A 22,848-nucleotide genomic window follows, 5' to 3' on the forward strand; every position below is an offset into this window, starting at 1 on the left:
CCCGGAACCGGCTCCTTCTGTAGGGTCCCGACAGCGACACCCCCGCGCCACTGTCGGTGCCCGCTTGTCCGCGGGCGCGGCGGTACCGATAGGTTTTCGACTGAAGCCGCCTGCCATCCACGGGTTCGGGCGGATGTGTCAGACCGCTATCGAAAGGGTGATCCGTTGAGCCGCTCGGTTCTCGTCACCGGAGGCAACCGGGGCATCGGCCTCGCCATCGCCCGCGCTTTCGCCGACGCCGGCGACAAGGTCGCGATCACGTACCGCTCGGGTGAGCCGCCGGCCGGCTTCCTGGCCGTCAAGTGCGACATCACCGACCCGGAGCAGGTGGAGCAGGCCTACAAGGAGATCGAGGACCAGCACGGTCCGGTGGAGGTCCTGATCGCCAACGCCGGCGTCACCAAGGACCAGCTGCTGATGCGCATGTCCGAGGAGGACTTCACCTCGGTCATCGACACCAACCTCACGGGCACCTTCCGGGTCGTCAAGCGCGCCAACCGCGGCATGCTGCGCGCCAAGAAGGGCCGGGTCGTCCTGATCTCGTCCGTGGTCGGCCTGCTCGGCTCGGCGGGCCAGGCAAACTACGCCGCCTCCAAGGCCGCCCTGGTCGGCTTCGCGCGTTCCCTCGCCCGGGAGCTGGGCTCGCGCAACATCACCTTCAACGTCGTCGCGCCCGGCTTCGTCGACACCGACATGACCAAGGCGCTCACCGACGAGCAGCGTGACAACATCGTGTCGCAGGTGCCGCTCGGCCGGTACGCGCAGCCGGAGGAGATCGCCGCGACGGTGCGGTTCCTCGCCTCGGACGACGCCTCGTACATCACTGGAGCCGTCATTCCGGTTGACGGCGGACTGGGAATGGGTCACTGATCACCATGAGCGGAATTCTCGAGGGCAAGCGCATCCTGGTCACCGGGGTGCTGATGGAGTCCTCCATCGCCTTCCACGTCGCCAAGCTCGCCCAGGAGCAGGGCGCCGAGATCATCCTGACCGCGTTCCCGCGGCCCACGCTGACCGAGCGCATCGCCAAGAAGCTGCCGAAGCCGGCCAAGGTCATCGAGCTGGACGTCACGAACGAGGAGCACCTCGCGCGCCTGGCCGACGTGGTCGGCGAGGAGCTGGGCGGGCTCGACGGCATCGTCCACTCCATCGGCTTCGCGCCGCAGGACGCGCTCGGCGGCAACTTCCTGAACACGCCGTTCGAGTCGGTGGCCACCGCCATGCACGTCTCGGCGTTCTCCCTGAAGTCGCTGACCATGGCCTGCCTGCCGCTGATGCAGAACGGCGGCTCGGTCGTCGGCCTCACCTTCGACGCCCAGTACGCCTGGCCGCAGTACGACTGGATGGGCCCGGCCAAGGCCGCGCTGGAGGCGACCAGCCGCTACATGGCGCGCGACCTGGGCAAGCAGAACATCCGCTGCAACCTCATCTCGGCGGGCCCGATCGGCTCCATGGCCGCCAAGTCCATCCCGGGCTTCAGCGAGCTGGCCTCCGTGTGGGACAGCCGTGCCCCGCTGGAGTGGGACCTGAAGGACCCGGAGCCGGCCGGCCGCGGTGTCGTCGCCCTGCTGAGCGACTGGTTCCCGAAGACCACGGGCGAGATCATCCACGTCGACGGTGGTCTGCACGCCATCGGCGCCTGACCCGCGCGCCCGACCTCCACAGCGCACCGACGCCCCGTTTCCCGCCGCCGGCGGGGAGCGGGGCGTCACCCGTTCGGCTCACCGGCCGGGCCGCCGCCGCGCCGGCGGCGCACCCTGGATTACGCCTTCCCGCACGTCCCTCCGCAGCCCGGCCGAGGAGGTCCCCTTGTGCGCCTGTCCCGCATCCTGGCCCCGGTGACCGCGGCCCTGGTCCTCGTGCTGTCAATGCCGTACGACGCGCTGCCCCACGCGCGCGTGAGCGACGCCGAGCCGCCCGCGCCGAGCCGGTTCGGGGCCTCCTGCCGTACGGCCGTCCGCGGCTCCCACGTGGAGGCGTACTGCCACAACCCCTATGTCGACACCGACCGGGTGCGGCTGCACATCGAGTGCGCCCGCTGGTGGGACATCGACACCGACAGCGCACCGGTGGACGCCGGGCCCGCCCTGACCGTACGGCTGACCGGCCGGTGCTGGAAGGAGGTCCGCTCGGTCTGGATCAGTCACCAGAAGGCGCGGTGAACCGCCCCGGGTCGCACAGGAACGGATAGCTGGCGGCCTCGGTCGCCGCCGCCTCCGCGTCCCCGGAGCGGATCGCGTCCAGCAGGCGCGTGTGGTCCATGTGCGTCTCCGGGGTCAGCTCCGCCCCGACGTCCGCGCGCAGCCAGTCCCGCAGCACCTCGCCCAGGTCGGCGTACATCGCGGTCATCACGTCGTTGTGGGAGGCGGCCACCACGGCCAGGTGGAAGGTGGCGTCGGCCGCCACGAAGGCCTCCGCGTCCCCGGTCTCCCAGGCCTCCTCGCGCCGCGCCAGCAGCGTGTCCAGCTGCTTGAGGTCCTTCTCGGTGCGCCGTTCGGCGGCCAGCTTCGCCGCGGCCGACTCCAGCGTGGCCCTCAGCTCGGCGATGTGCCGCGGGTCGGCGCCGGCGAAGCGCCGGTGCATCACGCCGGCCAGCTCGCTCGTGGCCACCACGTACGTGCCCGAACCCTGACGGATGTCCAGCAGACCGTTGTGGGCGAGCGCGCGGACGGCCTCGCGGACGGTGTTGCGGGCGACACCGAGCTGCTCGACCAGTTCCGGCTCGGTCGGGATGCGTGAGCCGACCGGCCACTCGCCGGAGGTGATCTGTTGCCGCAGTGCGGCGATGACCTGCTCGGACAGCGCCGACCGGCGCGGGTGGCTCAAAGGCATGGCACACCTTCGCACGACAGGCCCGCGCGCGCGGGCCGCGGGGGCCACTGAGATGGACAACCAATCATCCCATGATTCTATGATGGACCTCATGGCTAGTGAGGAAACCCGGACAGTGGAGACCCGTACGGCGATGTCACCGACCGAACGCGGCACAGCCGGCACGACCCGGGAGACGGCACCCGGCGCGACGCACCGCACGCGCGCGTGGGCGACCCGACTGGTCGTCGTCGGCATCGTGCTCTCCGCACTCAACCTCCGCCCGGCCATCACGAGCCTCGGCGCCCTCCTGGAGGAGGTCCGCGACGGGCTCGGCATGAGCGGCAGCGTCGCCGGCCTGCTCACCTCCGTGCCCCCGCTGTGCTTCGCCGTCTTCGGCGTCACCGCGCCCCGCCTGGCCCGCCGCTTCGGACCGGCCGCGGTGGTGTGCGCCGGCATGGCCGCCATCACCACCGGCCTGCTCATACGGCCCTACGTCGGCAACACGGCCGGATTCCTGGCCGCCAGCGCGCTCGCCCTGATGGGCATCGCCGTCAGCAATGTCCTGATGCCGGTCATCGTCAAGCGCTGGTTCCCCGACCGGGTCGGCTCCATGACCGGCCTGTACTCGATGGCCCTCGCTCTCGGCACCTCCGCCGCCGCCGCGGTGACCGTCCCCCTGACCGACGCCATGGGCGGCGGCTGGCAGCCCGGCCTCGCCGTGTGGGCGGCCCTCGCCGCCGCAGCGGTGCTGCCCTGGCTGCCCCTCGTCCGCGACCGCGGCACCACCGCCGCCCGGCCGGAGGGACCGGCGCGCGAGACGGCGGAGCAGCACGCTCCGCTGCGTATCACCCGCAGTCGCACCGCCTGGGCACTCGCCGTCTTCTTCGGCCTCCAGGCCACCGCCGCCTACATCACCATGGGCTGGATGCCGCAGATCTTCCGGGACGCCGGCGTCCCGGCCGGCACCGCGGGTGTGCTGCTCGCCGTCACCATGGTGATGGGCGTGCCGCTGGCCTTCGTCATCCCGCGCGTCGCCACCCGGCTGCCCCACCAGGGCCCGATCGTGCTGGTCCTGGGCGCCTGCGGCCTCGCCGGATACGCCGGGCTGTACCTCGCCCCGGCCGGCGGCGCCTGGGCCTGGGCGCTGCTGCTCGGCGTCTCCAACTGCGCCTTCCCGCTCGCGCTGACCATGGTCGGCATGCGGGCCCGCAGCGGTCCGGGCGTGGCCCAGCTGTCCGCGTTCGCGCAGAGCACCGGCTATCTGATCTCCATCCCCGGCCCGCTGCTGGTCGGCGTGCTCTACCAGCAGAGCGGCGGCTGGGGGCTGCCGATCGCCCTCATGGCGGGCCTCATGGTGCCGCAGATGGTGGTGGGCTTCCTGGCGGGCCGCGACCGCACGGTGGAGGACGAGGCGACGCGCTGACCCGGCCCGGGTGCCCCGGCGCCGCCGGACGCGAGGCGGGGTGCGAGACTGGGCGCATGCAGCCTGTGCTCGACCCCAACCCCAAGAACGGCCAGAAGAAGATGCTGCTCGTCTTCGGCGCGTTCCTCGCCATCTTCGTGATCATCGCCATCGTGGCGACCATCGCCTCACCCTCCTGACGGCGGTCCCTCTCCCCGCGCGGGGTGGGGCCTCCTCGCCCGGGGTGGGGCTGCCCCCACCATCCCCTAGGGGGTCAGGGTCAGGGTCAACTGGGTGGAAGTCCGGATGGGTTGGCGGCCCCGGATTCCGTAGCTTCGAGAGGTGACCGCGGCAGGCGGTCACGGACCCGCTCGAAGACCCACGGAGGCGACCATGCCGGTCCGCACCCACTCCCGGCCCCACCCGGCGACCACGGGCGGCGTCGACATCAGGCTGCCCTGGTGGGCGCTGGCCCTGCCCGCCCTCGCGTTCCTCACGCTGCTCGCCCTGATACTGAACCCGTCGGACGCCCACGCGGCGAGCGGCGACCCGGCGATCGCACGCCTCCTGGAACGCGCCCAGCAGCTCCTCGCGCGCTGACGGCAGGCCCCCTCACGCGGTGAATCCGCATGTCAACTCCCTGCGCCGGGTGGCCTGTTTCATGCGAAGCTGGGTCCCATGAGCGTCGCAGAACCCCGCAGGATCGTCCTCTTCCGGCATGCGAAAGCCGACTGGCCCCAGGTCCCCGACCACGAACGCCCGCTCGCCGAGCGGGGCCGCACGGACGCCGCAGTCGCCGGACGCAAGCTGGCCGACACCGGCATCACCTTCGACCTGGCCCTGTGCTCCACGGCGACCCGCACCCGCGAGACCTGGAAGCTCGCCGTCCACGAGCTGGCGCACCGGCCGAAAACCGTCTACGAGGAGCGGGTGTACGAGGCCTCGCCCGGCGAGCTGATCGCCGTGCTCAACGAGGTGCCGGACGACGTGCGGAACGTGATCCTGATCGGTCACAACCCCGGCGTGCACGGCCTGGCCGACATCCTGGCCGGCGCGGCCGAGGACGACGCCCGTGAACGGATGAACCGCCGAGGCTTCCCCGCCGCCGCCTTCGCCGTACTGTCCTTCGACGGTCCCTGGAAAGGCCTGGAGCCCGCCGTGGCCACGCTGACGGACTACTGGGCGCCCTCCGACTGACCCGGCGGCCGAGGCAGGACGCCGACGCCGGAGGGCCCGGCACCGCACAGGGTGCCGGGCCCTCCGGGGCGGCGGGAGGCTGCGGAACCCCGCTCAGTCCTCGTCGTCGTGCATGTCGGCGGCCTCGACCTCTTCCCGGGTGATGCCCAGCAGGTAGAGGACCGTGTCGAGGAAGGGGAAGTTCACCGCCGTGTGCGCCGCCTCGCGCACCACCGGCTTGGCGTTGAAGGCCACGCCCAGGCCCGCCGCGTTCAGCATGTCCAGGTCGTTGGCGCCGTCACCGATCGCCACCGTCTGCGCCAGCGGCACCCCGGCCTCCGCGGCGAACCGGCGCAGCAGCCGCGCCTTGCCCGCCCGGTCCACGATCTCGCCGGTGACCCGGCCGGTCAGCTTCCCGTCGACGATCTCCAGCGTGTTGGCCTGCGCGAAGTCCAAGCCCAACCGTTCCTTCAGATCATCGGTGACCTGGGTGAAACCGCCGGAGACGACCCCCACCTGGTAGCCGAGGCGCTTCAGGGTGCGGATCAGCGTGCGCGCGCCCGGCGTCAGCCGGACCTCCTGGCGCACCTTCTCCACCACCGACGCGTCCAGCCCCTTCAGCAGGGCCACGCGCGCGTGCAGCGACTGCTCGAAGTCCAGCTCCCCGCGCATCGCCGCCGCCGTCACCTCGGCGACCTGGTCCTCACAGCCGGCGTGCGCGGCGAACAGCTCGATGACCTCGTCCTGGATCAGGGTCGAGTCCACGTCCATGACCACCAGACGCTGGGCACGCCGGTGCAGACCCGCCGAGACCACCGCGATGTCGACACCCAGTGCCGCCGCGTCGGAGGCCAGGGCCGTGCGCAGCGGCTCGGTCTCCACGCCGGACACCGCGAACTCCACCGCGGTCACCGGGTACTTGGCGAGCCGGAAGATACGGTCGATATTGCCGCCGGCCTTCGCGATCCGGGCGGCGATCGCGGCCGTCGACTCGGCGGTGAGCGGATGGCCGAGGACGGTCACCAGGGAGCGGCCGAGGCCACGCGGCCGGTTGTCGCCGTGCCCCGAGATGATCTCCGCCTGCATCTTCATCGACTCGGCCCAGCTGTGCACGGTGGCCCGCAGGTCGCCCTCCAGACCGGCCGGCGGCTGGGTCACCAGCACGCACAGCACCAGGCGGCCCCGGGTGACGACCTGCTCGATGTCGACCACGTCGACGAGGTAGGAGGCCAGGGTGTCGAACAGGCCGGCCGTGATGCCCGGCCGGTCCTTGCCGAAGATCTTGACGAGGAGGGTGGGGACCTCGGAGGTCTCTGAGGCGGAGGTCTGCGAAGCGCTCATGGTGTCACCACCGTATCCGGCACCCAGTGCCTCCCGCCCCCGAGGTCCGCCTGACGGACACGGAACAATGGGTGTCGGGCCGGTGTCAGGATCCTTGCCACCGGAAAACGACGCCGCGCCGGGGGTGGGGGATGGGTGCGGGTGCGGATGTGGATGTGGCTCGGGTGCGGGAGCCGGTGGGGTCGCGGCTCGGGTGTGCTGGGGGCGCGAGTGCGGTGCGGCTCGGATGCGGGTCCGGGTGCGGTGCCGTCTCGGTTCCCCCACGAGGGTCCCACGGGCGGCTCCGGACGGCAGGTCCGAGGGACCGGCCATGGCGCCGCGCCACACCGCCGACGGGGGCGATTGCCTGGGGGCACCTTTTCGCGGGCGTGGGCCGCGGGCCGCGGACTGACTTACGAGCGGCGCTTCGCAGACATGCCCGCGCCTCGGCCGGCCCGACGTCCCGGCGCCATGCGCCCGCCCCCTGGCCCGTGCGCGCCCACAGCGCCCTCGGCTCCCGCGCGGCGCCGTCTCGGCCGGAGGGCGTGTGCCTGTTGCGCCGGGCGGCGGCCGCACCCTCGCGGCTGCGGCTCGCCGGGTGGAGGAGAAGCGCCGAGCGGCTCCACGACGGAGGGCGCCCTGTGGCCGTCCTCTCCGCGTCCGGCACGCCGGCGCTCCGCGCGGGCCCCGGCCACCTCAGTGACCTCCGGTCACGCACGCCCTGGCCCGCCCCCTGGCCCGTGAGCGCCCTCAGCTCCCGCGCGGCGCCGCCTCGGCCGGAGGGCGTGTGCCTGTTGCGCCGGGCGGCGGCCGCACCCTCGCGGCTGCGGCTCGCCGGGTGGAGGAGAAGCGCCGAGCGGCTCCAGGATGGAGGATGCCCTGTGGCCGTCCTCTCCGCGTCCGGCACCTCCTCCGGCAGGCGCGCATACGCCTTCGTGGCGACGACAGGCCGGTCGGCCGCGCCGCGACGGGAGCCGCTCCGGACGCGTCGGCGACGCCCGCGTCGGCGAGCGCTGACTCCTCCGGCAGGTCCTTGCACGCCACGGGGGCCTCGCACGCCGGCTCGGCACGTATGCGCCGGGCCGTGGGCCCGGACCAGACTCGGCCCACATCGTCGTATCCCGAGCTTCCGGGCCTGTCCCCGTCGTACTCGACGCCCCCGGCACTCCGCGTCGTATCGGCTCCCTTCGCACCCCCGCCGTACCCGGTGCTCCCATCCGCCGCGCTCCCTCTGCAACGCACCGGGCCCGTCCCCGCAAGGAGTTCAGCCGACGCGAGCGCAACTCCGCCCGGGAGCAGGCGCCGTAGGAAGAAGCGCGACAGCAGCAGCGCGGGGTGGGGTTCGACCCCGCTACGCCCCCGTTTCCACCCCGCCACCACGGCCAGTTGGACCCTGTGCCGGAGCCCTTGGCAAGGCCCGGGTTTCGGTCAGGGGGCCGGGCCTGAAATAGTTCCCCACGATGTTCGACATCCCTAGACTCCCTGCGATGGGGGAAACTCGGGGGACAACTCAGTGGGGCATGGAGTGCCGGAACTCGTACTCGAAACAAACGGACGTACCTGGACACTTGATCCATCCAGGGCATACACCCTCGGACGCGATCCGCAAGGGGACATCGTCTTTGACGACGCCAGGGTGTCCTGGCGGCACGCCACGGTCAGTTTCAACGGCCGCAGTTGGGTCATCGAAGACCACGGCAGCACCAACGGCACATTCGTGCAGGGCCAGCGGATCCAGCACATGGAGATCGGCCCGGGCTCGGCGCTGCACCTCGGCAACGCGACCGACGGACCGCGGCTGAACCTGTCCGCGGCCGCCGCACCGGTCGGCGGCCCGGCACAGCAGCCGCAGGCGGCAGCCCCGTACGCGGCGCAGGGCGCCGGCGCACCCGGCTGGGCCCCGCAGGCCCCGCACCAGGCACCGCCGCAGCCGCAGCAGCAGGCCCAGGCGGGCTGGCAGCAGCCGCCCGCGTTCCCGCAGCAGCAGGGCGGCGGCCCGGCCGAGCAGTACGCGCAGAAGGCGCCCGGTGGTGGCGCGGGGGCACCGCCGGTCCACGGCGACCGCAGCCCGACCACGTTCCACCAGTTCGCGCTCGGCCGCGTCATGCGCATCGGCCGTGCCCTGGAGAACGACCTGGTCGTCTCCGACCTCCAGGTCTCCCGGAACCACGCCGAGTTCCACGCCACCCCCGACGGCCGCTTCGAGATCCGCGACCTCGGCTCGCACAACGGCACCTACGTCAACGGCCAGCCGATCGCGAAGGGCGGCTCGGCGCTGCTCGGCCCGAGCGACATCGTCGGCGTCGGCCACTCCACGTTCCGGATCGTCGGCGACCGGCTTGAGGAGTTCGTCGACACCGGTGAGGTCTCCTTCTCGGCCCGCCACCTGACCGTCACGGTCGACGGCGGAAAGCAGATCCTGAAGGACGTCTCCTTCGGCGTACCCGAGAAGTCGCTGATCGCCGTGATCGGACCTTCCGGTTCCGGCAAGTCGACCCTGCTCAAGGCGCTCACCGGCTACCGGCCCGCCAACCAGGGCGAGGTGCTCTACGACAACCGGAACCTGTACAAGCAGTTCGCCGAGCTGCGTCAGCGCATCGGTCTGGTCCCGCAGGACGACATCCTGCACAAGGAGCTGACCGTCAAGAAGGCCCTGAAGTACGCGGCCAAGCTGCGCTTCCCGGCCGACACCACGGCGCAGGAGCGCGACGCCCGCATCGACGAGGTGCTGCGCGAGCTGAAGCTCGACATCCACAAGGACAAGAAGGTCACCTCGCTCTCCGGCGGCCAGCGCAAGCGCGTGTCGGTGGCCCTGGAGCTGCTCACCAAGCCGTCGCTGATCTTCCTGGACGAGCCGACCTCCGGTCTCGACCCGGGCATGGACCGTGACGTCATGCAGCTGCTGCGCGGCCTCGCCGACGACGGCCGCACCGTGCTCGTCGTCACCCACTCGGTGGCCGAGCTGGCCCTGTGCGACAAGCTGCTGGTGATGGCGCCGGGCGGCGCGGTCGCCTACTTCGGCCCGCCGGAGGAGGCGCTGAACTTCTTCGGCTACGACAGCTGGGCCGACGTCTTCTCCGCCTTCGAGAACTACCGCGACTACGACTGGGCGGGCCGCTGGAAGGGCTCGCAGCACTACCAGATGTACGCCGCGGACGTCGACTCGGTCGCCCCGCAGGCGGTCCAGATGCCGCCGATGCAGGCGATCAGGCCGCCCAAGCCGCAGGGCTGGTTCTCCCAGTTCGTCACCCTGGTGCGGCGCTATGTGTCGGTCATCGCCTCCGACCGCGGCTTCCTGGCCCTGATGGTGCTCCTGCCGGCCGTCATCGGCTCGGTCAGCCTGCTGATCCACCCGGACCGCGGCCTGCTGCCCAACGGCCCCAACCCGCAGACCGGCCAGATCGTGCCCAACGGCACCGCCACCACCGTGCTGCTGATCCTGGCCGTCGGCGCCTGCTTCGCCGGTGCCGCCAACTCCGTCCGCGAGCTGATCAAGGAACGGGTGATCTACGAGCGGGAGCGCGCCACCGGCCTGTCCCGGTCGGCGTACCTGATGTCCAAGGTGTTCGTGCTCGGCGTGATCACCGGGTTCCAGGGTCTGCTGGTCGGCGTCATCGGCTTCGGCCGGCGCGAGGTCCCGGACGAGGGCCTCATCCTCGGTCACGCCACCCTGCTGGAGCTGTCCCTGCCGATCATGGGGCTCGGCTTCGCCGCGATGATGTTCGGCCTGATCATCTCCTCGCTGGTGAAGACCGCCGAGAAGACCATGCCGCTGCTGGTCATGTTCGCGATCATCCAGGTCGTCTTCACCGGCTGCCTGTTCGCCCTGCACGGCACGGTCGGCGTCAACGAGTTCTCGTACCTGATGCCGTCCCGCTGGGCGGTCGCCGCGGCCGGCACCACGCTGGACTTCAACCGGATCAGCCCGCCGGAGAGCGCCGGAGACAACGACCCGCTGTGGGACCACAGCGTCGGCGCCTGGAGCATGGACATGATCGCCCTGATCGCGCTCGGTGTGATCTGCGGCTTCTTCGTGGCCCGCTTCCTGCGCCGCCACGAGCCGGAGGTCATGCGCAAGTAGCCGCGCTCGTACGACGCCGAAGGGCGGCGCCCCGTGATCGGGGTGCCGCCCTTCGGCGTTACGTCGCAGAGGTCCCGCGCCAGGGCCTCAGTACGCGCTGTTGACGTTGTCGATCGAGCCGTACCGGTGAGCCGCGTAGTTGGCGGCGGCGGTGATGTTCGCGACCGGGTCGTAGATGTTCCAGGAGGTGCCGGCGACGTGGTACGCCTGGAAGGTCGGCGGGATGACCTGCAGCAGACCCTTGGACGGGATGCCGTTGATCGCGTTGATGTCCCAGTTGTTGATGGCGTTCGGGTTGCCGGAGGACTCCCGCATGATGTTCTTGTGCAGGCCGTTGTAGCTGCCCGGGATGCCCTTGGCCTTCATGATGTCCAGGGCCTCGCGGATCCAGCCGTCGAGGTTGTTCGCGTACGTCTTCGCGGCGACCGGCTGCATCTGCGGGCGCTCCACGGAGCGGGTGGCGGCGGCCTTGGCGGCGCGCACCTGCGCGGCCTTCTTCGCGGCGGCTTCGGCGGCGGCCTTCTTGGCGGCGGCCTCCAGGGCCTTCTCGGCGGCGGCCTTCTTCGCGGCGACCGCGTCGGCGGCCTTCTTCTGCGCCGCGAAGGCGTCGAGCTTGAGGTTGTCGGCGGCGAGCTGGTCCGTGACCGTGCCCTTGACGTTCTGCAGGACGGTGCCGGCGGCGACCTTGGAGGTCGTGGCCGGGGCGCCGGTGGTGACGGTCTCGGCGCTGCTGGGAGCGGCCGAGAGGGCGAGGGCGGCGGTGCCCAGCGCGGCGACGCCGGCGACGGCGATCTTGTGCTGCTTGGTCAGCACGCGACTATAAGCTCGGTTGAGGATGTTCTTGGGCATGGCTGATGGACCTCTTCGTGTAGCGCGGAGGTCGCTCCTGCGTCCGCCGGGGGAATCGGCTCCTCCCGCACGAACGCCGCTGGGCGGAAGAACCCGGCGGCGCTGAGCGACGAAGCAATTCTTAGCGGGCGCAAAATGCCCAGGCAAAGGTGTGACGTACGATCCGGGATAGTGGATCAGGGAAGGGCAAAACGGGACAGACAGGGCCGTCTGTCCCGTTCGGATGGGGGCGGTTTATCTCCTATGCCCTTTCGTACGTGATGCAGGCCCTATGCGCGGGCTCACACCGGACGCCATGCCGTCTCACCATCAGTTGCCACCGCAACGCTCTGTGTGAGGGCTCTCCTCCGGAAGGATGAGATGGACGTCGCCGAACTCGTGCCACAGGTAGCGCCCGCGCAGCGCCGCCTCGTAGGCCCGGCCGACCGCCGCCCGGCCGGCGACCGCCTCCAGCATCAGCAGATGGGAGGCCTCCGGCTCGTGCAGCCCGGTCAGCAGCCCGTCCACCACCCGCACCCCGCGCCCGGGCGTCACCACCAGATCCGTCCACCCCTCGGCCGCCCGCACCACCCCGTCCGGCCCCGCGGCCGACTCCACCGCCCGTACGGCCGTCGTCCCGACGGCGACCACCCGGCCGTCACCCGCCCGCACGGCGTTGATCACCCGCGCCGACGCCTCCGGCACCGCGAACCGCTCCGGATACGGCGGCTCGTGCGCCTCCGCCGACGACACCCCCGTGTGCAGCGTCACCGGCGCGAACTGCACCCCCCGGCTCACCAGCTCCGCCACCAGCCGCGCGGTGAACGGCCGGGCCGCGCTCGGCATCTCCGCACTGCCCGCCCCGTCCGGCGACGGCAGCGCGAACACCGTCTGGTACGCGGACAGTGGCTGGTCCCGCTCCGTGTACGAGTAGCGAATGGGCCGCCCGTGCTCCCGCAGCACCTCCCCTAGGTCCGCCCCGGCGGCCCGCGCCCACCGCAGCCGCTCCCCGCCCGCGCTCAGCGGCTCCTCCAGCAGCAGCCGGCCCCCGCCCGGCAAGGACACCCTTGTCCCCGCAGGCGAGCCCGCACGCGCGCGCGTAGTACCGCGCCCGTCCGGATCCCGCAGCTCCACCGCCCACCGCCCGTCGTCCCCACGCGTGGAGACATGCACCACCACGCGCGTGTGCCCGATCCGCCCGTTCACCGCGGCGGCCAGCGTCGGCGAGGTGTTCACCACCAGCAGGTCCCCGGCCCGCAGCAGCCGCGGCAGCTCACGGAACGCGTGATGCGCCACCGCCGTACCGCGCGACACCAGCAGCCGTACGGCGTCCCGTCCCAGCCCGGGCCCCCGCTGCTCGGCCGGCACGCGCGCGGACAGCTCCCCGGGCACCCTCACCGTCACAGTCACCGCGCCTCCAGCAGCGCCGCCGCGGTGTACCGGCCGCTCGCCGGGCGCCGGTCCAGCAGCCGCAGGAAGGCCGGCGCGATCTCCTCCGGCGCCGGCGTCCCCGACAGATCCTCGTCCGGCTCCGCCGCGGCCAGCATGTCCGTCCGCATCCCGCCCGGATCCACCCACCAGACCCGCAGTCCCGGCTCCTCCACCGCGAGCACCGCGGACAGCTGGTCCAGCGCCGCTTTGCTCGCGCCGTACGCGCCCCACGTCCGGTAGGCCTCCACGGCCGCGTCCGAGCTGACGTTGACCACCGCGCCCCCCGGCGCCTTCCGCAGCAGCGGCAGCGCCTCCTGGAGCAGCCCCAGCGGGGCCACCAGGTTCGTCTCCAGTGCCGCCCGGAAGCCGTCCAGCGGCTGGCCGCCCAGCGGCACCAGCGGCTCGGTGCCCAGGATCCCCGCGTTGTTCACCACCAGATCGAGACCGCCGAGCCCGTGCGCGGCCGCCACCAGCACCGCCCGGTGCCCGCTGTGCGTGACGTCCCCCGGCAGCGCCACCACCCGCGTGCCGTGCCCCGTACCGTGCCGGGTGACGGCCTCCGCGGCCTCCTTCAGGGCATCGGCGCCCCGCGCGTCGAGCACCAGGTCCCAGCCCCGCGCGGCCAGCGCCTCGGCGAGCGCCCGCCCCAGGCCCTTCGAGGCCCCCGTGATGATCGCTACCGGCATCGCTACCGTCCCCTCGTCGCCCACCGCCTCCGTCGGGCGGTGACCACACCGTAGGAACGGCACCCTCCGGGCCGCCTCGGACGCGGGCCGCAAAGCGCCAGGGCCCTTCGGCGTACGCCCCGCGCCCCGGGCCGTGGCCTACGTCCCACGCCCAGGACCGGCGGCCCACGCCCTACGCCCCGGGCCGGGGGCCTAGGCCACCCGCCCTAGGCCGAGCGGACCGGGGCCCGCCGCCACGGGGCCGATCCGCGCTGTCCGACCCCGCCGGTACCGTGAGGACATGAGTCAAGGCCCCCGGTCCGGCCTCGCCGCGGTGAGTTCCGCGCTGCTGGCCATGAGCAGGCACCTGGAGGTGCGCGACGTCCTGAAGACGATCGTCGCCTCCGCCCGCGAGCTGCTCGACGCGCAGTACGCCGCCCTCGGCGTCCCCGACGACCACGGCGGCTTCGCCCAGTTCGTCGTGGACGGCGTCAGCGACGCGCAGTGGCGCGCCATCGGCCCGCTCCCGCGCCAGCACGGCATCCTCGCCGCGATGCTGCACGAGGCGAAGGCCGAGCGCCTCGCCGACGTGCGCAAGGACCCCCGCTTCGAGGGCTGGCCGGCCGCCCACCCCGACCTGGTCGACTTCCTGGGCCTGCCGATCAAGGACGGCGAGGAGGTCATCGGGGCCCTGTTCCTCGCGAACAAGCGCTGTCCCAAGCCGGAGGGAAGCTGCGGCTTCACGAAGGACGACGAGGAACTGCTCGCCATCCTCGCCCAGCACGCCGCCATCGCCCTCACCAACGCCCGCCTCTACGAACGCAGCCGCGAACTGACCATCGCCGAGGAACGCTCCCGCCTCGCCCACGAACTGCACGACGCGGTCAGCCAGAAGCTGTTCTCCCTGCGCCTGACCGCCCAGGCGGCAGCCGCCCTGGTCGACCGCGACCCCGCCCGCGCCAAGGGCGAACTCCACCAGGTGGCCAGCCTCGCCGCCGAGGCCGCCGACGAACTGCGCGCCGCCGTCGTGGAGTTGCGGCCCGCCGAGCTGGACGAGGACGGTCTGATCGCCACCCTGCGCACCCAGACCAAGGTCCTCGACCGCGCCCACAGCGCGCGCGTGACCTTCACCAGCAACGGCTTCCGTGCCCTGCCCGCCGCCCAGGAGGAGGCCCTGCTCCGGGTCGCCCAGGAGGCCCTGCACAACGCCCTGCGCCACTCCGGCGCCGACCGGGTCGACGTCAGCGTGGAGCGGCGCGGCGGGGGAGTCGTGCTGCGCGTCACCGACGACGGCGGCGGCTTCGACCCCACGGCCGTCCGCCGAGCCGGACGCCACCTCGGCCTGGTCTCGATGCGGGACCGGGCGAGCGGGGTCGGCGGCACCCTGACCGTGGAATCGGCGCCCGGCAAGGGCACCACGATCGAGATGGAGGTCCCCGGTGGGTGAACCGATCAGGGTGCTGCTGGTCGACGACCACCAGGTCGTCCGCCGGGGCCTGCGCACCTTCCTGGAGGTGCAGGACGACATCGAGGTCGTCGGCGAGGCCGCCGACGGCACCGAGGGAGTCGCCCGCGCCGAGGAACTGCGACCCGACGTCGTCCTCATGGACGTCAAGATGCCGGGCATGGACGGCGTCGACGCCCTGCGCAGACTGCGCGAACTCGACAACCCCGCGCGCGTGCTGGTCGTCACCAGCTTCACCGAGCAGCGCACGGTCGTCCCGGCCCTGCGCGCGGGCGCCGCCGGGTACGTCTACAAGGACGTGGACCCCGACGCCCTCGCCGCTGCCATCCGCTCCGTGCACGCGGGGCACGTCCTGCTCCAGCCGGAGGTCGCCGACGCCCTGCTCTCCCAGGAGGAGGCCAACACCGGCCAGGGCAGAAGCGGTTCGCTCACCGAGCGGGAGCGCGAGGTGCTCGGCCTGATCGCGGACGGCCGCTCCAACCGGGAGATAGCCCGCGCCCTCGTGCTGTCCGAGAAGACCGTCAAGACGCACGTCTCCAACATCCTGATGAAGCTCGACCTCGCCGACCGCACCCAGGCCGCGCTGTGGGCCGTACGCCACGGCGTGACCGGCTGAAACGCCTTCCCCAACGCCTCACCCGCGGCAACACGGAGGGTCACGGCCCAGGCCGAGATTCATACCGTCGTGGGAATGTCACCCGGATGGCGCACCCTCCGGTGATCCCCGCCGTTCTCCAGTGCGTGCCGCGGTGATCGCCGCGGTGACAGCCTAGGAGGGGTAGACAGTGAAGAACCTGAAGAAGGCAGCGGCCGTGACGATGATGGCCGGTGGCCTGGTGGCCGCCGGTGCCGGCCTTGCCTCCGCCCACGGCGGTGCCCACGCGGCCGGCGAGGCCGCCGGCTCCCCGGGCGTCGGCTCGGGCAACGTCGCCCAGGTCCCGGTCCACGTCCCGGTGAACGCGGTCGGCAACAGCGTGAACGTCATCGGCGTGCTGAACCCGGCCTTCGGCAACCTCGGCCTCAACCACTGAGGACCGCCCGACGGTGACCTGAGGCCTCCCGGACCCGCCGGGAGGCCTGTCAGGCCGTCCACCCCCGGACGCGGTTACCGCGCCCCGCGCTCCCGTTCCTCCACGTACGCGTTGTAGGCCGCCACCTGCGCCCGCCGAGCCGTCCGCTCGACCGGCCTCAGCGCCTCCGCGCGCCCCCTCATCTCGGCCGAGCTGACCGCGCCACCGTGCCCGTGGTCGTACGCCAGCGACACCAGCAGTCCCACCCGCTGAGCCAGCTCCAACACCCGGACCGCACGCGGCGGATACCCCGGCGCCAGCACCTCCCGGCCACGCTCGGCCCGCGCCCGGTACGCGTCGATGGCCGCCTCCGCCACCGGACCCGACCCGGCGACATCCAGCTTCGACAGCACCTCGGTCGCCTCCCTGAGCGCCTCCGCCAGCTCCCGCTCGGCCTCGCCCAGCGACGGCACGTCGGCGGGCGGCGCCTGGCGCACCGGCAGCACGTGCCAGACCACCTCGGCGTGCACATCACCCTCGGGCCCGGCCTCGTACACCTCCGGCACCAGCCCGAACGCGGCGCCGTGACAGACCACCGCCTCCTCGGCCTCCAGCGCCCGCGCGTTGAACTCCGGCGGACCGCTCAGCCCCAGCGGATGCCCCGGCGCGGGCAGCGCCACCCGCAGCCCGGACACCCCCAGCGTGCGCAGCCGCCCCAGCGCGAGCGTCAGCCCGACCGGCGCGGACTCACCGGGCAGCCCCTCCACCCGGTGCACCGCGTCCTCGCCCACGATGGCGAGTACGGCGTCATCCGGAGAGACAAGTCCGGCCAAAAGGGCATTTCCCCAAGCGGCAAGGCGTCCTGAACGCGGTTCCGTGAGCATGCCCCCACCCTAAGGACCGGACCGATGGAATGGAGCGGGGCACTCGTGGCGTAGATTTCATAAGGGCTGCGCCCACCGGCGCGGCGGACCCGAGCCACAGGCGTACGCGAGAGCCGAGACCGGCCACACTGCAAGGGGAGACAACGCGCTCATGAGCGATGTTCTGGAGCTTCAGGACGTATCCGTGGTCCGCGAGGGCCGGGCTCTGGTGGACCAGGTCTCCTGGTCGGTGAAGGAGGGCGAGCGCTGGGTCATCCTCGGCCCCAACGGAGCCGGCAAGACCACCCTCCTCAACGTCGCGTCCAGCTACCTCTACCCCAGCAAGGGCACCGCCACCATCCTCGGCGAGACCCTCGGCAAGCCCGGCACCGACGTCTTCGAGCTGCGCCCGCGCATCGGCATGGCCGGCATCGCCATGGCCGACAAGCTCCCCAAGCGCCAGACCGTCCTGGAGACGGTGCTCACGGCCGCGTACGGCATGACCGCCACCTGGCACGAGGACTACGACGAGGTCGACGAGCAGCGCGCCCGCGCCTTCCTCGACCGCCTCGGCATGAGCGACTACCTGGACCGGAAGTTCGGCACCCTCTCCGAGGGCGAGCGCAAGCGCACCCTGATCGCCCGCGCCCTGATGACCGACCCCGAGCTGCTCCTGCTGGACGAGCCCGCCGCCGGTCTCGACCTCGGCGGCCGCGAGGACCTGGTCCGCCGCCTCGGCCGGCTCGCCCGCGATCCGATCGCCCCCTCGATGATCATGGTCACGCACCACGTCGAGGAGATCGCCCCGGGCTTCACCCACGTCCTCATGATCCGCCAGGGCAAGGTCCTCGCCGCCGGCCCGATCGAGCTGGAACTGACCTCCCGCAACCTCTCCCTCTGCTTCGGCCTCCCGCTCGTCGTGGAGCAGGTCGGCGACCGCTGGACCGCCCAGGGCCTGCCCCTGTCCTGACCCCGCCGCTCCCCCCTTCGCGCCCTGTCCGCCGCCCGACCACGGCCCTACCATGACCATGTGAACGACATCGACGCATGGGTGTGGTGGCTCGTCGGCGCGGCGGCGCTCGGAATCCCGCTCGTGGTCACCGCGATGCCGGAGTTCGGCATGCTCGCGGTGGGCGCCGTCGCGGCGGCGGTCGTCTCCGCCCTCGGCTTCGACGCCGTCATCCAGGTCCTCACATTCGTCGTCGTCTCCGTCGCCCTCATCGCCGTCGTCCGGCCCATCGCGGCCCGGCACGGCCGGCAGCGCCCCCAACTCGCCACCGGTGTCGAGGCGTTGAAGGGCAGACAAGCCGTCGTACTGGAACGGGTCGACGCGTCGGGCGGCCGTATCAAACTCGCCGGAGAGGTCTGGTCGGCCCGCGCCCTCGACACCGGCCGCGCCTACGAAGTGGGCCAGGAGGTGGACGTCGTGGACATCGAAGGAGCCACCGCGATCGTCATCTGAGGACAACTCGCCGAGAACGACTCACGAGTTGTGCGACGGTCTGTCAGACTCGACCAGCAAGATCCTCAACAGTCATGAGATCGGCCGAAGGCGCCGAGGCGGAGAAGGGTACGGGGAACGACGATGGAACCGGTCATCATCGTCTTGATCATCCTGGTGGTGTTGGTCTTCATCGCCCTGATCAAGACCATCCAAGTCATCCCACAGGCCAGCGCCGCCATTGTCGAGCGCTTCGGCCGCTACACGCGGACGCTGAACGCGGGCCTCAACATCGTGGTCCCGTTCATCGACACCATCCGCAACCGCATCGACCTGCGCGAACAGGTCGTACCGTTCCCGCCGCAGCCGGTGATCACCCAGGACAACCTGGTCGTGAACATCGACACGGTCATCTACTACCAGGTCACCGACGCCCGGGCCGCCACCTACGAGGTCGCCAGCTACATCCAGGCGATCGAGCAGCTCACCGTCACCACGCTGCGCAACATCATCGGCGGCATGGACCTCGAACGGACCCTGACCTCCCGCGAGGAGATCAACGCGGCCCTGCGCGGCGTCCTGGACGAGGCCACCGGCAAGTGGGGCATCCGCGTCAACCGCGTCGAACTCAAGGCCATCGAGCCGCCCACCTCCATCCAGGACTCGATGGAGAAGCAGATGCGCGCCGACCGGGACAAGCGCGCCGCGATCCTCACCGCGGAAGGCACCCGCCAGGCCGCCATCCTCACCGCGGAGGGCGAGAAGCAGTCCCAGATCCTGCGCGCCGAAGGTGAGGCCAAAGCGGCAGCCCTGCGCGCCGAGGGCGAGGCCCAGGCCGTCCGCACGGTCTTCGAGGCCATCCACGCCGGCGACCCCGACCAGAAGCTGCTGTCCTACCAGTACCTCCAGATGCTCCCCAAGATCGCCGAGGGCGACGCCAACAAGCTCTGGATCGTCCCCAGCGAAATCGGCGACGCCCTCAAGGGTCTCTCCGGTGCCATGGGCAACTTCGGCCCGCTGGGCGGAGGTTCGGGCAACAGCGGCTCCTCGGGCAACGGCGGCTCGTCCGGCTCCGAGCGCCGTGAGAAGCCGAGCATCGACTGAGGGTTCCGTAAGACGCCGCGCCCCGTCAGGGGCGCGGGGACCCGCCTAGGCCGCATCCCGAGCGAGCCACTCGGGAAGCGCAGCGAAGTCCTCCTGCCCCAAAGCCAAGAGCATCGCATCGGCCGGCGTCGGCTCGAACGGCTGCCGCAGCAGAGCCATACCGGCCTCCTCCGGAGTCCGGTTCGCCTTCCGGTGATTGTCCTCCGCGCACGCGGCGACGGTATTCAGCCACGTGTCCTGCCCACCCTGCGACCGCGGCACCACATGGTCCACGGTCGTCGCCCTGCGCCCGCAGTACGCGCACCGGTGCCGGTCCCGTACCAGCACCCCCCGCCGCGACCACGGGGCTTGTCTTCGGAACGGCACCCGCACATACCGGCACAACCGGATCACCCGAGGCGCCGGTATGTCGACATCGGCACCCCGCATCCGCAGTTCGGGATGGGCCTGCTCGACCACGGCCTTGTCCTGGAGCACCAGAACGACCGCACGGTTCAAAGTCACCGTCGACAGCGGCTCGAAGCTCGCGTTCAGAACCAACGTGTCACGCATCCAGCCCACCTCCCGTGTGCACCTGCCCACCCCCCGGCGGGCTCGGATCAACTCTGGACGGGCGCGCCGAGATGGACAACGCAATAAAAAATGCCCGCCTCCGATCACTTCCAAGACCGGAGGCGGGCAAACGTTCAATGAACCCTTGGCTGAATCTGTGCGCCGGGGTCAGCCCTGTGCGGGATTCTCGTACTCACCGATGAGCTGGGCACGCGCGATCGTGTGGAACCGCAGGTTGAAGCCGACGACGGCCGGAGACGCGTCCGCGTCCGGACCCAGCTTCTCCTGGTCCACCGCGTACACCGTGAAGACGTACCGGTGCGGGCCGTCCCCGGGCGGCGGAGCGGCACCGCCGAAGTCCTTCGTCCCGTAGTCGTTCCGCGCGTGGACGGCGCCCGCGGGCAGCCCCTCGAACTTGCCGCTGCCCGCACCCGCCGGCAGCTCCGTCACCGAGGCCGGGATGTCGAACAGGACCCAGTGCCAGAACCCGCTGCCGGTCGGCGCGTCGGGGTCGTAGCAGGTCACGGCGAAGCTCCTGGTCTCCGGCGGGAAACCCTCCCAGCGCAGCTGCGGAGAGGTGTTGCCCTCCGCGTGGACCTGGGCGCTCTTCAGCGTCGCGCCCTCCTCGATGTCCTCGCTCGTCACCGTGAACGACGGCACGGGCGGGTGGAAATCGTGGGGGAGCGGCCGCCGCTTGAGCTCGGTCACCTCGGTACCTCCTGATCGACGATCTGGAACCAGCGGTTCCCGAGCCTAGAACCAGTTGCGCTTGCTGCCGACCTCGGACAGCCACTGGTTGAGGTAAGCCGCCCAGTCGGTCCCCTGCCAGTCGTTCAGACCCACCTGGAAGGACCGGTAGGTGTCACTGCCCTCGCTGAACAGACCCGGCTTCTTGTCCATCTCCAGGACGACGTCCATCGCGTGCTCGTCGGCGACGAAGCTCAGCTCGACCTGGTTCAGCCCCCGGTACTGCGACGGCGGGAAGAACTCGATCTCCTGGTAGAACGGCAGCTTCTGCCGCGTACCCCGGATGTGGCCGCGCTCCATGTCCGCGTTCTTGAAGCGGAAGCCCAGCTGGATGAAGGCGTCCAGGATCGCCTTCTGCGCCGGCAGCGGGTGCACGTTGATCGGGTCCAGGTCACCGGAGTCCACGGCCCGCGCGATCGCCAGCTCGGTGGTCACACCGATGTTCATCCCCCGCAGCGCCTGACCGTCGATCATGGTGATCGGCGTCTCCCAGGGGATCTCCAGCCCGAACGGCACCGCGTGCACGGCTCCCGCCTGAAGCTCGAAGGCCCCGCCGAGCTGCACCTTGGTGAACTCGATGTCCTGCTTGTACTCCTGGTCGCCGCTCTCCACCTCGACCTTGGCCTGCAGGCCGACGGACAGCCCCTCGATGGCCTGGTTCACGGACCCGCCCTGGATCCGCACCTCACCCTGGACGACACCACCCGGTACGACATTGACCTCGGTCAGCACCGTCTCGACCGACGCCCCGCCGGCCCCCAGGCTCGCGAGCAGCTTCTTGAACGCCATGACTCTCCCTTTACGAATGGACCCTCGACCCGTACAAACGCGATCGGCCCGCGCCCGGTTCCGCCGGTGCGGTGCCCCGTCTGGACTACCCTCGGAGGGCATGATCGCGCCCCCGGACCGTACGCCACTGCCCCGAAGCTTCTTCGACCGCCCGGTCCTGGAGGTCGCGCCCGACCTTCTCGGCCGCATCCTGGTCCGGACGACACCCGACGGCCCGATCGCCCTCCGGCTCACGGAGGTGGAGGCCTACGACGGCCAGAACGACCCCGGCTCGCACGCCTACCGTGGCCGCACCGCACGCAACGCGGTCATGTTCGGCCCGCCCGGACACGTGTACGTCTACTTCACCTACGGCATGTGGCACTGCATGAACCTCGTCTGCGGACCCGAGGGCCGGGCCGGCGCCGTACTGCTCCGCGCGGGCGAGGTGGTGGAGGGCGCCGAGCTGGCCCGCAAGCGACGCGTTTCGGCCCGGAACGACAAGGAACTGGCCAAGGGCCCGGCACGGCTGGCCACCGCCCTGGAGGTCGACCGGGCCCTGGACGGCACGGACGCCTGCGCCTCCGGCGAGACTCCGCTGAGGATGCTGACCGGGACGCCGGTCCCCTCCGACCAGGTACGCAGCGGCCCCCGCACCGGTGTCGCCGGCGAGGGCGGGAACGGCGACCTCCACCCGTGGCGCTTCTGGGTCGCCGACGACCCGACCGTCAGCCCCTATCGCGCCCATGTCCCGCGGCGCCGCCGAGGTTGACTCGGCCCGGCAAGGTGCGTAATGTAGCCCGAGCCGCTGAACCGGGTACGGCGATCGCCTGCAGCCGGAGCGGCCAACCCACTACCTAGCTACACCCCCTCAGCGGGGTCGTTTCTGGCGCGCCCGCGCGTCCGAATTCGAACTCGCGAGACTCGATTATGAGTCGCCGAGGGAATCGGCTAAAGTAGTGAACGTCGAAAGGCCGGAGGCGAAAGCCAAAAGCCCGCAGACAAATCCCGCCGACCGGGAATCGGACGCCGAAAGGATCTGATAGAGTCGGAAACACCGAAGGGAAGCCCGGAGGAAAGCCCGAAAGGGTGAGTACAAAGGAAGCGACCGTTCCTTGAGAACTCAACAGCGTGCCAAAAGTCAACGCCAGATATGTTGATACCCCGTCCGTCGGAACAAT

Annotated in this window: 24 protein-coding genes; 15 read left to right on the forward strand and 9 right to left on the reverse strand. The window is 71.4% G+C overall.

Annotation, left to right across the window (positions count from 1 at the left end):
- The first annotated feature begins 165 nt into the window (after positions 1-165).
- From fabG to ACZ4U1_RS39575, 3 genes are all read left to right on the forward strand, one after another.
- On the forward strand, positions 166-870 hold the full coding sequence (gene fabG / locus ACZ4U1_RS39565; protein ID WP_356150904.1) for a 3-oxoacyl-[acyl-carrier-protein] reductase: 705 nt from the start codon (positions 166-168) through the stop codon (positions 868-870).
- 5 nt (positions 871-875) lie between these two features.
- Positions 876-1,643 (forward strand): enoyl-ACP reductase FabI, encoded by a 768-nt coding sequence (gene fabI / locus ACZ4U1_RS39570; protein WP_467909024.1) that lies wholly within the window; start codon positions 876-878, stop codon positions 1,641-1,643.
- A 168-nt stretch (positions 1,644-1,811) separates the two neighbouring features.
- Complete coding sequence (locus ACZ4U1_RS39575; protein WP_467909025.1) at positions 1,812-2,162, forward strand: hypothetical protein; 351 nt, start codon at positions 1,812-1,814, stop codon at positions 2,160-2,162.
- Here ACZ4U1_RS39575 and ACZ4U1_RS39580 read toward each other — a convergent pair.
- On the reverse strand, positions 2,140-2,832 hold the full coding sequence (locus ACZ4U1_RS39580; protein ID WP_467909026.1) for a FadR/GntR family transcriptional regulator: 693 nt from the start codon (positions 2,830-2,832) through the stop codon (positions 2,140-2,142). The two genes, ACZ4U1_RS39575 and ACZ4U1_RS39580, sit on opposite strands and share 23 nt — an antisense overlap.
- Before the next feature lie 79 nt (positions 2,833-2,911).
- On the opposite strand from ACZ4U1_RS39580, the gene ACZ4U1_RS39585 reads away from it, so the two are divergent.
- From ACZ4U1_RS39585 to ACZ4U1_RS39600, 4 genes are all read left to right on the forward strand, one after another.
- Positions 2,912-4,237 (forward strand): CynX/NimT family MFS transporter, encoded by a 1,326-nt coding sequence (locus tag ACZ4U1_RS39585; RefSeq protein WP_467909027.1) that lies wholly within the window; start codon positions 2,912-2,914, stop codon positions 4,235-4,237.
- A 56-nt stretch (positions 4,238-4,293) separates the two neighbouring features.
- Positions 4,294-4,416: an SGM_5486 family transporter-associated protein gene (locus tag ACZ4U1_RS39590; protein WP_467909028.1), complete on the forward strand. Its 123-nt coding sequence runs from the start codon at positions 4,294-4,296 to the stop codon at positions 4,414-4,416.
- Between the two features lie 193 nt (positions 4,417-4,609).
- The gene (locus ACZ4U1_RS39595; protein ID WP_467909029.1) at positions 4,610-4,816 is read left to right on the forward strand and encodes a hypothetical protein; all 207 of its coding nucleotides are present in this window, start codon (positions 4,610-4,612) and stop codon (positions 4,814-4,816) included.
- Between the two features lie 78 nt (positions 4,817-4,894).
- The gene (locus ACZ4U1_RS39600) at positions 4,895-5,413 is read left to right on the forward strand and encodes a SixA phosphatase family protein (protein ID WP_467909030.1); all 519 of its coding nucleotides are present in this window, start codon (positions 4,895-4,897) and stop codon (positions 5,411-5,413) included.
- 93 nt (positions 5,414-5,506) lie between these two features.
- Here ACZ4U1_RS39600 and serB read toward each other — a convergent pair whose 3' ends face one another.
- Positions 5,507-6,733 (reverse strand): phosphoserine phosphatase SerB, encoded by a 1,227-nt coding sequence (gene serB / locus ACZ4U1_RS39605; RefSeq protein ID WP_467909031.1) that lies wholly within the window; start codon positions 6,731-6,733, stop codon positions 5,507-5,509.
- Positions 6,734-8,237: 1,504 nt separating this feature from the next.
- Between serB and ACZ4U1_RS39610 the strand changes: the two genes are divergently transcribed.
- Complete coding sequence (locus tag ACZ4U1_RS39610; protein WP_467909046.1) at positions 8,238-10,793, forward strand: ABC transporter ATP-binding protein/permease; 2,556 nt, start codon at positions 8,238-8,240, stop codon at positions 10,791-10,793.
- Positions 10,794-10,880: 87 nt separating this feature from the next.
- Here ACZ4U1_RS39610 and ACZ4U1_RS39615 read toward each other — a convergent pair whose 3' ends face one another.
- The 3 genes from ACZ4U1_RS39615 to ACZ4U1_RS39625 all read right to left on the reverse strand — a co-directional run bounded on the left by ACZ4U1_RS39615 (position 10,881) and on the right by ACZ4U1_RS39625 (position 13,738).
- Positions 10,881-11,642 (reverse strand): transglycosylase SLT domain-containing protein, encoded by a 762-nt coding sequence (locus tag ACZ4U1_RS39615; protein ID WP_467909032.1) that lies wholly within the window; start codon positions 11,640-11,642, stop codon positions 10,881-10,883.
- Between the two features lie 309 nt (positions 11,643-11,951).
- The gene (locus ACZ4U1_RS39620) at positions 11,952-13,031 is read right to left on the reverse strand and encodes an S-adenosylmethionine:tRNA ribosyltransferase-isomerase (RefSeq protein ID WP_467909033.1); all 1,080 of its coding nucleotides are present in this window, start codon (positions 13,029-13,031) and stop codon (positions 11,952-11,954) included.
- Positions 13,028-13,738 (reverse strand): SDR family NAD(P)-dependent oxidoreductase, encoded by a 711-nt coding sequence (locus ACZ4U1_RS39625; protein ID WP_467909034.1) that lies wholly within the window; start codon positions 13,736-13,738, stop codon positions 13,028-13,030. Before ACZ4U1_RS39625 ends, ACZ4U1_RS39620 begins: the two co-directional genes overlap by 4 nt.
- A 280-nt stretch (positions 13,739-14,018) precedes the next feature.
- Here ACZ4U1_RS39625 and ACZ4U1_RS39630 point away from each other — a divergent pair, with 280 nt between their 5' ends.
- The 3 genes from ACZ4U1_RS39630 to ACZ4U1_RS39640 all read left to right on the forward strand — a co-directional run bounded on the left by ACZ4U1_RS39630 (position 14,019) and on the right by ACZ4U1_RS39640 (position 16,213).
- Positions 14,019-15,164 (forward strand): GAF domain-containing sensor histidine kinase, encoded by a 1,146-nt coding sequence (locus tag ACZ4U1_RS39630; RefSeq protein WP_467909035.1) that lies wholly within the window; start codon positions 14,019-14,021, stop codon positions 15,162-15,164.
- Complete coding sequence (locus ACZ4U1_RS39635) at positions 15,157-15,798, forward strand: response regulator (protein WP_467909036.1); 642 nt, start codon at positions 15,157-15,159, stop codon at positions 15,796-15,798. The genes ACZ4U1_RS39630 and ACZ4U1_RS39635 overlap by 8 nt, the downstream gene beginning before the upstream one ends.
- A 169-nt stretch (positions 15,799-15,967) precedes the next feature.
- The gene (locus tag ACZ4U1_RS39640; protein WP_467909037.1) at positions 15,968-16,213 is read left to right on the forward strand and encodes a chaplin; all 246 of its coding nucleotides are present in this window, start codon (positions 15,968-15,970) and stop codon (positions 16,211-16,213) included.
- A 74-nt stretch (positions 16,214-16,287) separates the two neighbouring features.
- Here ACZ4U1_RS39640 and ACZ4U1_RS39645 read toward each other — a convergent pair whose 3' ends face one another.
- The gene (locus ACZ4U1_RS39645) at positions 16,288-17,076 is read right to left on the reverse strand and encodes a hypothetical protein (protein ID WP_467909038.1); all 789 of its coding nucleotides are present in this window, start codon (positions 17,074-17,076) and stop codon (positions 16,288-16,290) included.
- Between the two features lie 151 nt (positions 17,077-17,227).
- Here ACZ4U1_RS39645 and ACZ4U1_RS39650 point away from each other — a divergent pair, with 151 nt between their 5' ends.
- From ACZ4U1_RS39650 to ACZ4U1_RS39660, 3 genes are all read left to right on the forward strand, one after another.
- Positions 17,228-18,025, forward strand: a complete 798-nt coding sequence (locus ACZ4U1_RS39650; protein ID WP_467909039.1) for an ABC transporter ATP-binding protein — start codon at positions 17,228-17,230, stop codon at positions 18,023-18,025.
- A gap of 60 nt (positions 18,026-18,085) precedes the next feature.
- Entirely contained in the window at positions 18,086-18,517 is a 432-nt protein-coding gene (locus tag ACZ4U1_RS39655; protein WP_467909040.1) for an NfeD family protein, read from the forward strand.
- 123 nt (positions 18,518-18,640) lie between these two features.
- The gene (locus ACZ4U1_RS39660) at positions 18,641-19,600 is read left to right on the forward strand and encodes an SPFH domain-containing protein (RefSeq protein WP_467909041.1); all 960 of its coding nucleotides are present in this window, start codon (positions 18,641-18,643) and stop codon (positions 19,598-19,600) included.
- A 45-nt stretch (positions 19,601-19,645) separates the two neighbouring features.
- Here ACZ4U1_RS39660 and ACZ4U1_RS39665 read toward each other — a convergent pair whose 3' ends face one another.
- The 3 genes from ACZ4U1_RS39665 to ACZ4U1_RS39675 all read right to left on the reverse strand — a co-directional run bounded on the left by ACZ4U1_RS39665 (position 19,646) and on the right by ACZ4U1_RS39675 (position 21,688).
- The gene (locus ACZ4U1_RS39665; protein WP_467909042.1) at positions 19,646-20,152 is read right to left on the reverse strand and encodes an HNH endonuclease; all 507 of its coding nucleotides are present in this window, start codon (positions 20,150-20,152) and stop codon (positions 19,646-19,648) included.
- A gap of 168 nt (positions 20,153-20,320) precedes the next feature.
- On the reverse strand, positions 20,321-20,860 hold the full coding sequence (locus tag ACZ4U1_RS39670) for a YbhB/YbcL family Raf kinase inhibitor-like protein (RefSeq protein ID WP_467909043.1): 540 nt from the start codon (positions 20,858-20,860) through the stop codon (positions 20,321-20,323).
- Between the two features lie 45 nt (positions 20,861-20,905).
- Positions 20,906-21,688, reverse strand: coding sequence for a sporulation protein (locus ACZ4U1_RS39675; RefSeq protein WP_388330024.1), 783 nt, complete (start codon positions 21,686-21,688; stop codon positions 20,906-20,908).
- Positions 21,689-21,788: 100 nt separating this feature from the next.
- Here ACZ4U1_RS39675 and ACZ4U1_RS39680 point away from each other — a divergent pair, with 100 nt between their 5' ends.
- Positions 21,789-22,439 (forward strand): DNA-3-methyladenine glycosylase, encoded by a 651-nt coding sequence (locus ACZ4U1_RS39680; RefSeq protein ID WP_467909044.1) that lies wholly within the window; start codon positions 21,789-21,791, stop codon positions 22,437-22,439.
- Positions 22,440-22,848 lie beyond the last annotated feature (409 nt).

It is taken from the genome of Streptomyces sp. NPDC028928 (genome assembly GCF_055564915.1).

Coding starts and splice junctions, on each gene's coding strand:
- fabI (WP_467909024.1), top strand. CDS start 876: ATGAGCGGAATTCTCGAGGGCAAGCGCATCCTGGTCACCGGGGTGCTG.
- ACZ4U1_RS39580 (WP_467909026.1), bottom strand. CDS start 2,832: ATGCCTTTGAGCCACCCGCGCCGGTCGGCGCTGTCCGAGCAGGTCATC.
- ACZ4U1_RS39585 (WP_467909027.1), top strand. CDS start 2,912: ATGATGGACCTCATGGCTAGTGAGGAAACCCGGACAGTGGAGACCCGT.
- ACZ4U1_RS39590 (WP_467909028.1), top strand. CDS start 4,294: ATGCAGCCTGTGCTCGACCCCAACCCCAAGAACGGCCAGAAGAAGATG.
- ACZ4U1_RS39595 (WP_467909029.1), top strand. CDS start 4,610: ATGCCGGTCCGCACCCACTCCCGGCCCCACCCGGCGACCACGGGCGGC.
- ACZ4U1_RS39600 (WP_467909030.1), top strand. CDS start 4,895: ATGAGCGTCGCAGAACCCCGCAGGATCGTCCTCTTCCGGCATGCGAAA.
- serB (WP_467909031.1), bottom strand. CDS start 6,733: ATGAGCGCTTCGCAGACCTCCGCCTCAGAGACCTCCGAGGTCCCCACC.
- ACZ4U1_RS39615 (WP_467909032.1), bottom strand. CDS start 11,642: ATGCCCAAGAACATCCTCAACCGAGCTTATAGTCGCGTGCTGACCAAG.
- ACZ4U1_RS39625 (WP_467909034.1), bottom strand. CDS start 13,738: ATGCCGGTAGCGATCATCACGGGGGCCTCGAAGGGCCTGGGGCGGGCG.
- ACZ4U1_RS39630 (WP_467909035.1), top strand. CDS start 14,019: ATGAGTCAAGGCCCCCGGTCCGGCCTCGCCGCGGTGAGTTCCGCGCTG.
- ACZ4U1_RS39645 (WP_467909038.1), bottom strand. CDS start 17,076: ATGCTCACGGAACCGCGTTCAGGACGCCTTGCCGCTTGGGGAAATGCC.
- ACZ4U1_RS39650 (WP_467909039.1), top strand. CDS start 17,228: ATGAGCGATGTTCTGGAGCTTCAGGACGTATCCGTGGTCCGCGAGGGC.
- ACZ4U1_RS39660 (WP_467909041.1), top strand. CDS start 18,641: ATGGAACCGGTCATCATCGTCTTGATCATCCTGGTGGTGTTGGTCTTC.
- ACZ4U1_RS39665 (WP_467909042.1), bottom strand. CDS start 20,152: ATGCGTGACACGTTGGTTCTGAACGCGAGCTTCGAGCCGCTGTCGACG.
- ACZ4U1_RS39675 (WP_388330024.1), bottom strand. CDS start 21,688: ATGGCGTTCAAGAAGCTGCTCGCGAGCCTGGGGGCCGGCGGGGCGTCG.
- ACZ4U1_RS39680 (WP_467909044.1), top strand. CDS start 21,789: ATGATCGCGCCCCCGGACCGTACGCCACTGCCCCGAAGCTTCTTCGAC.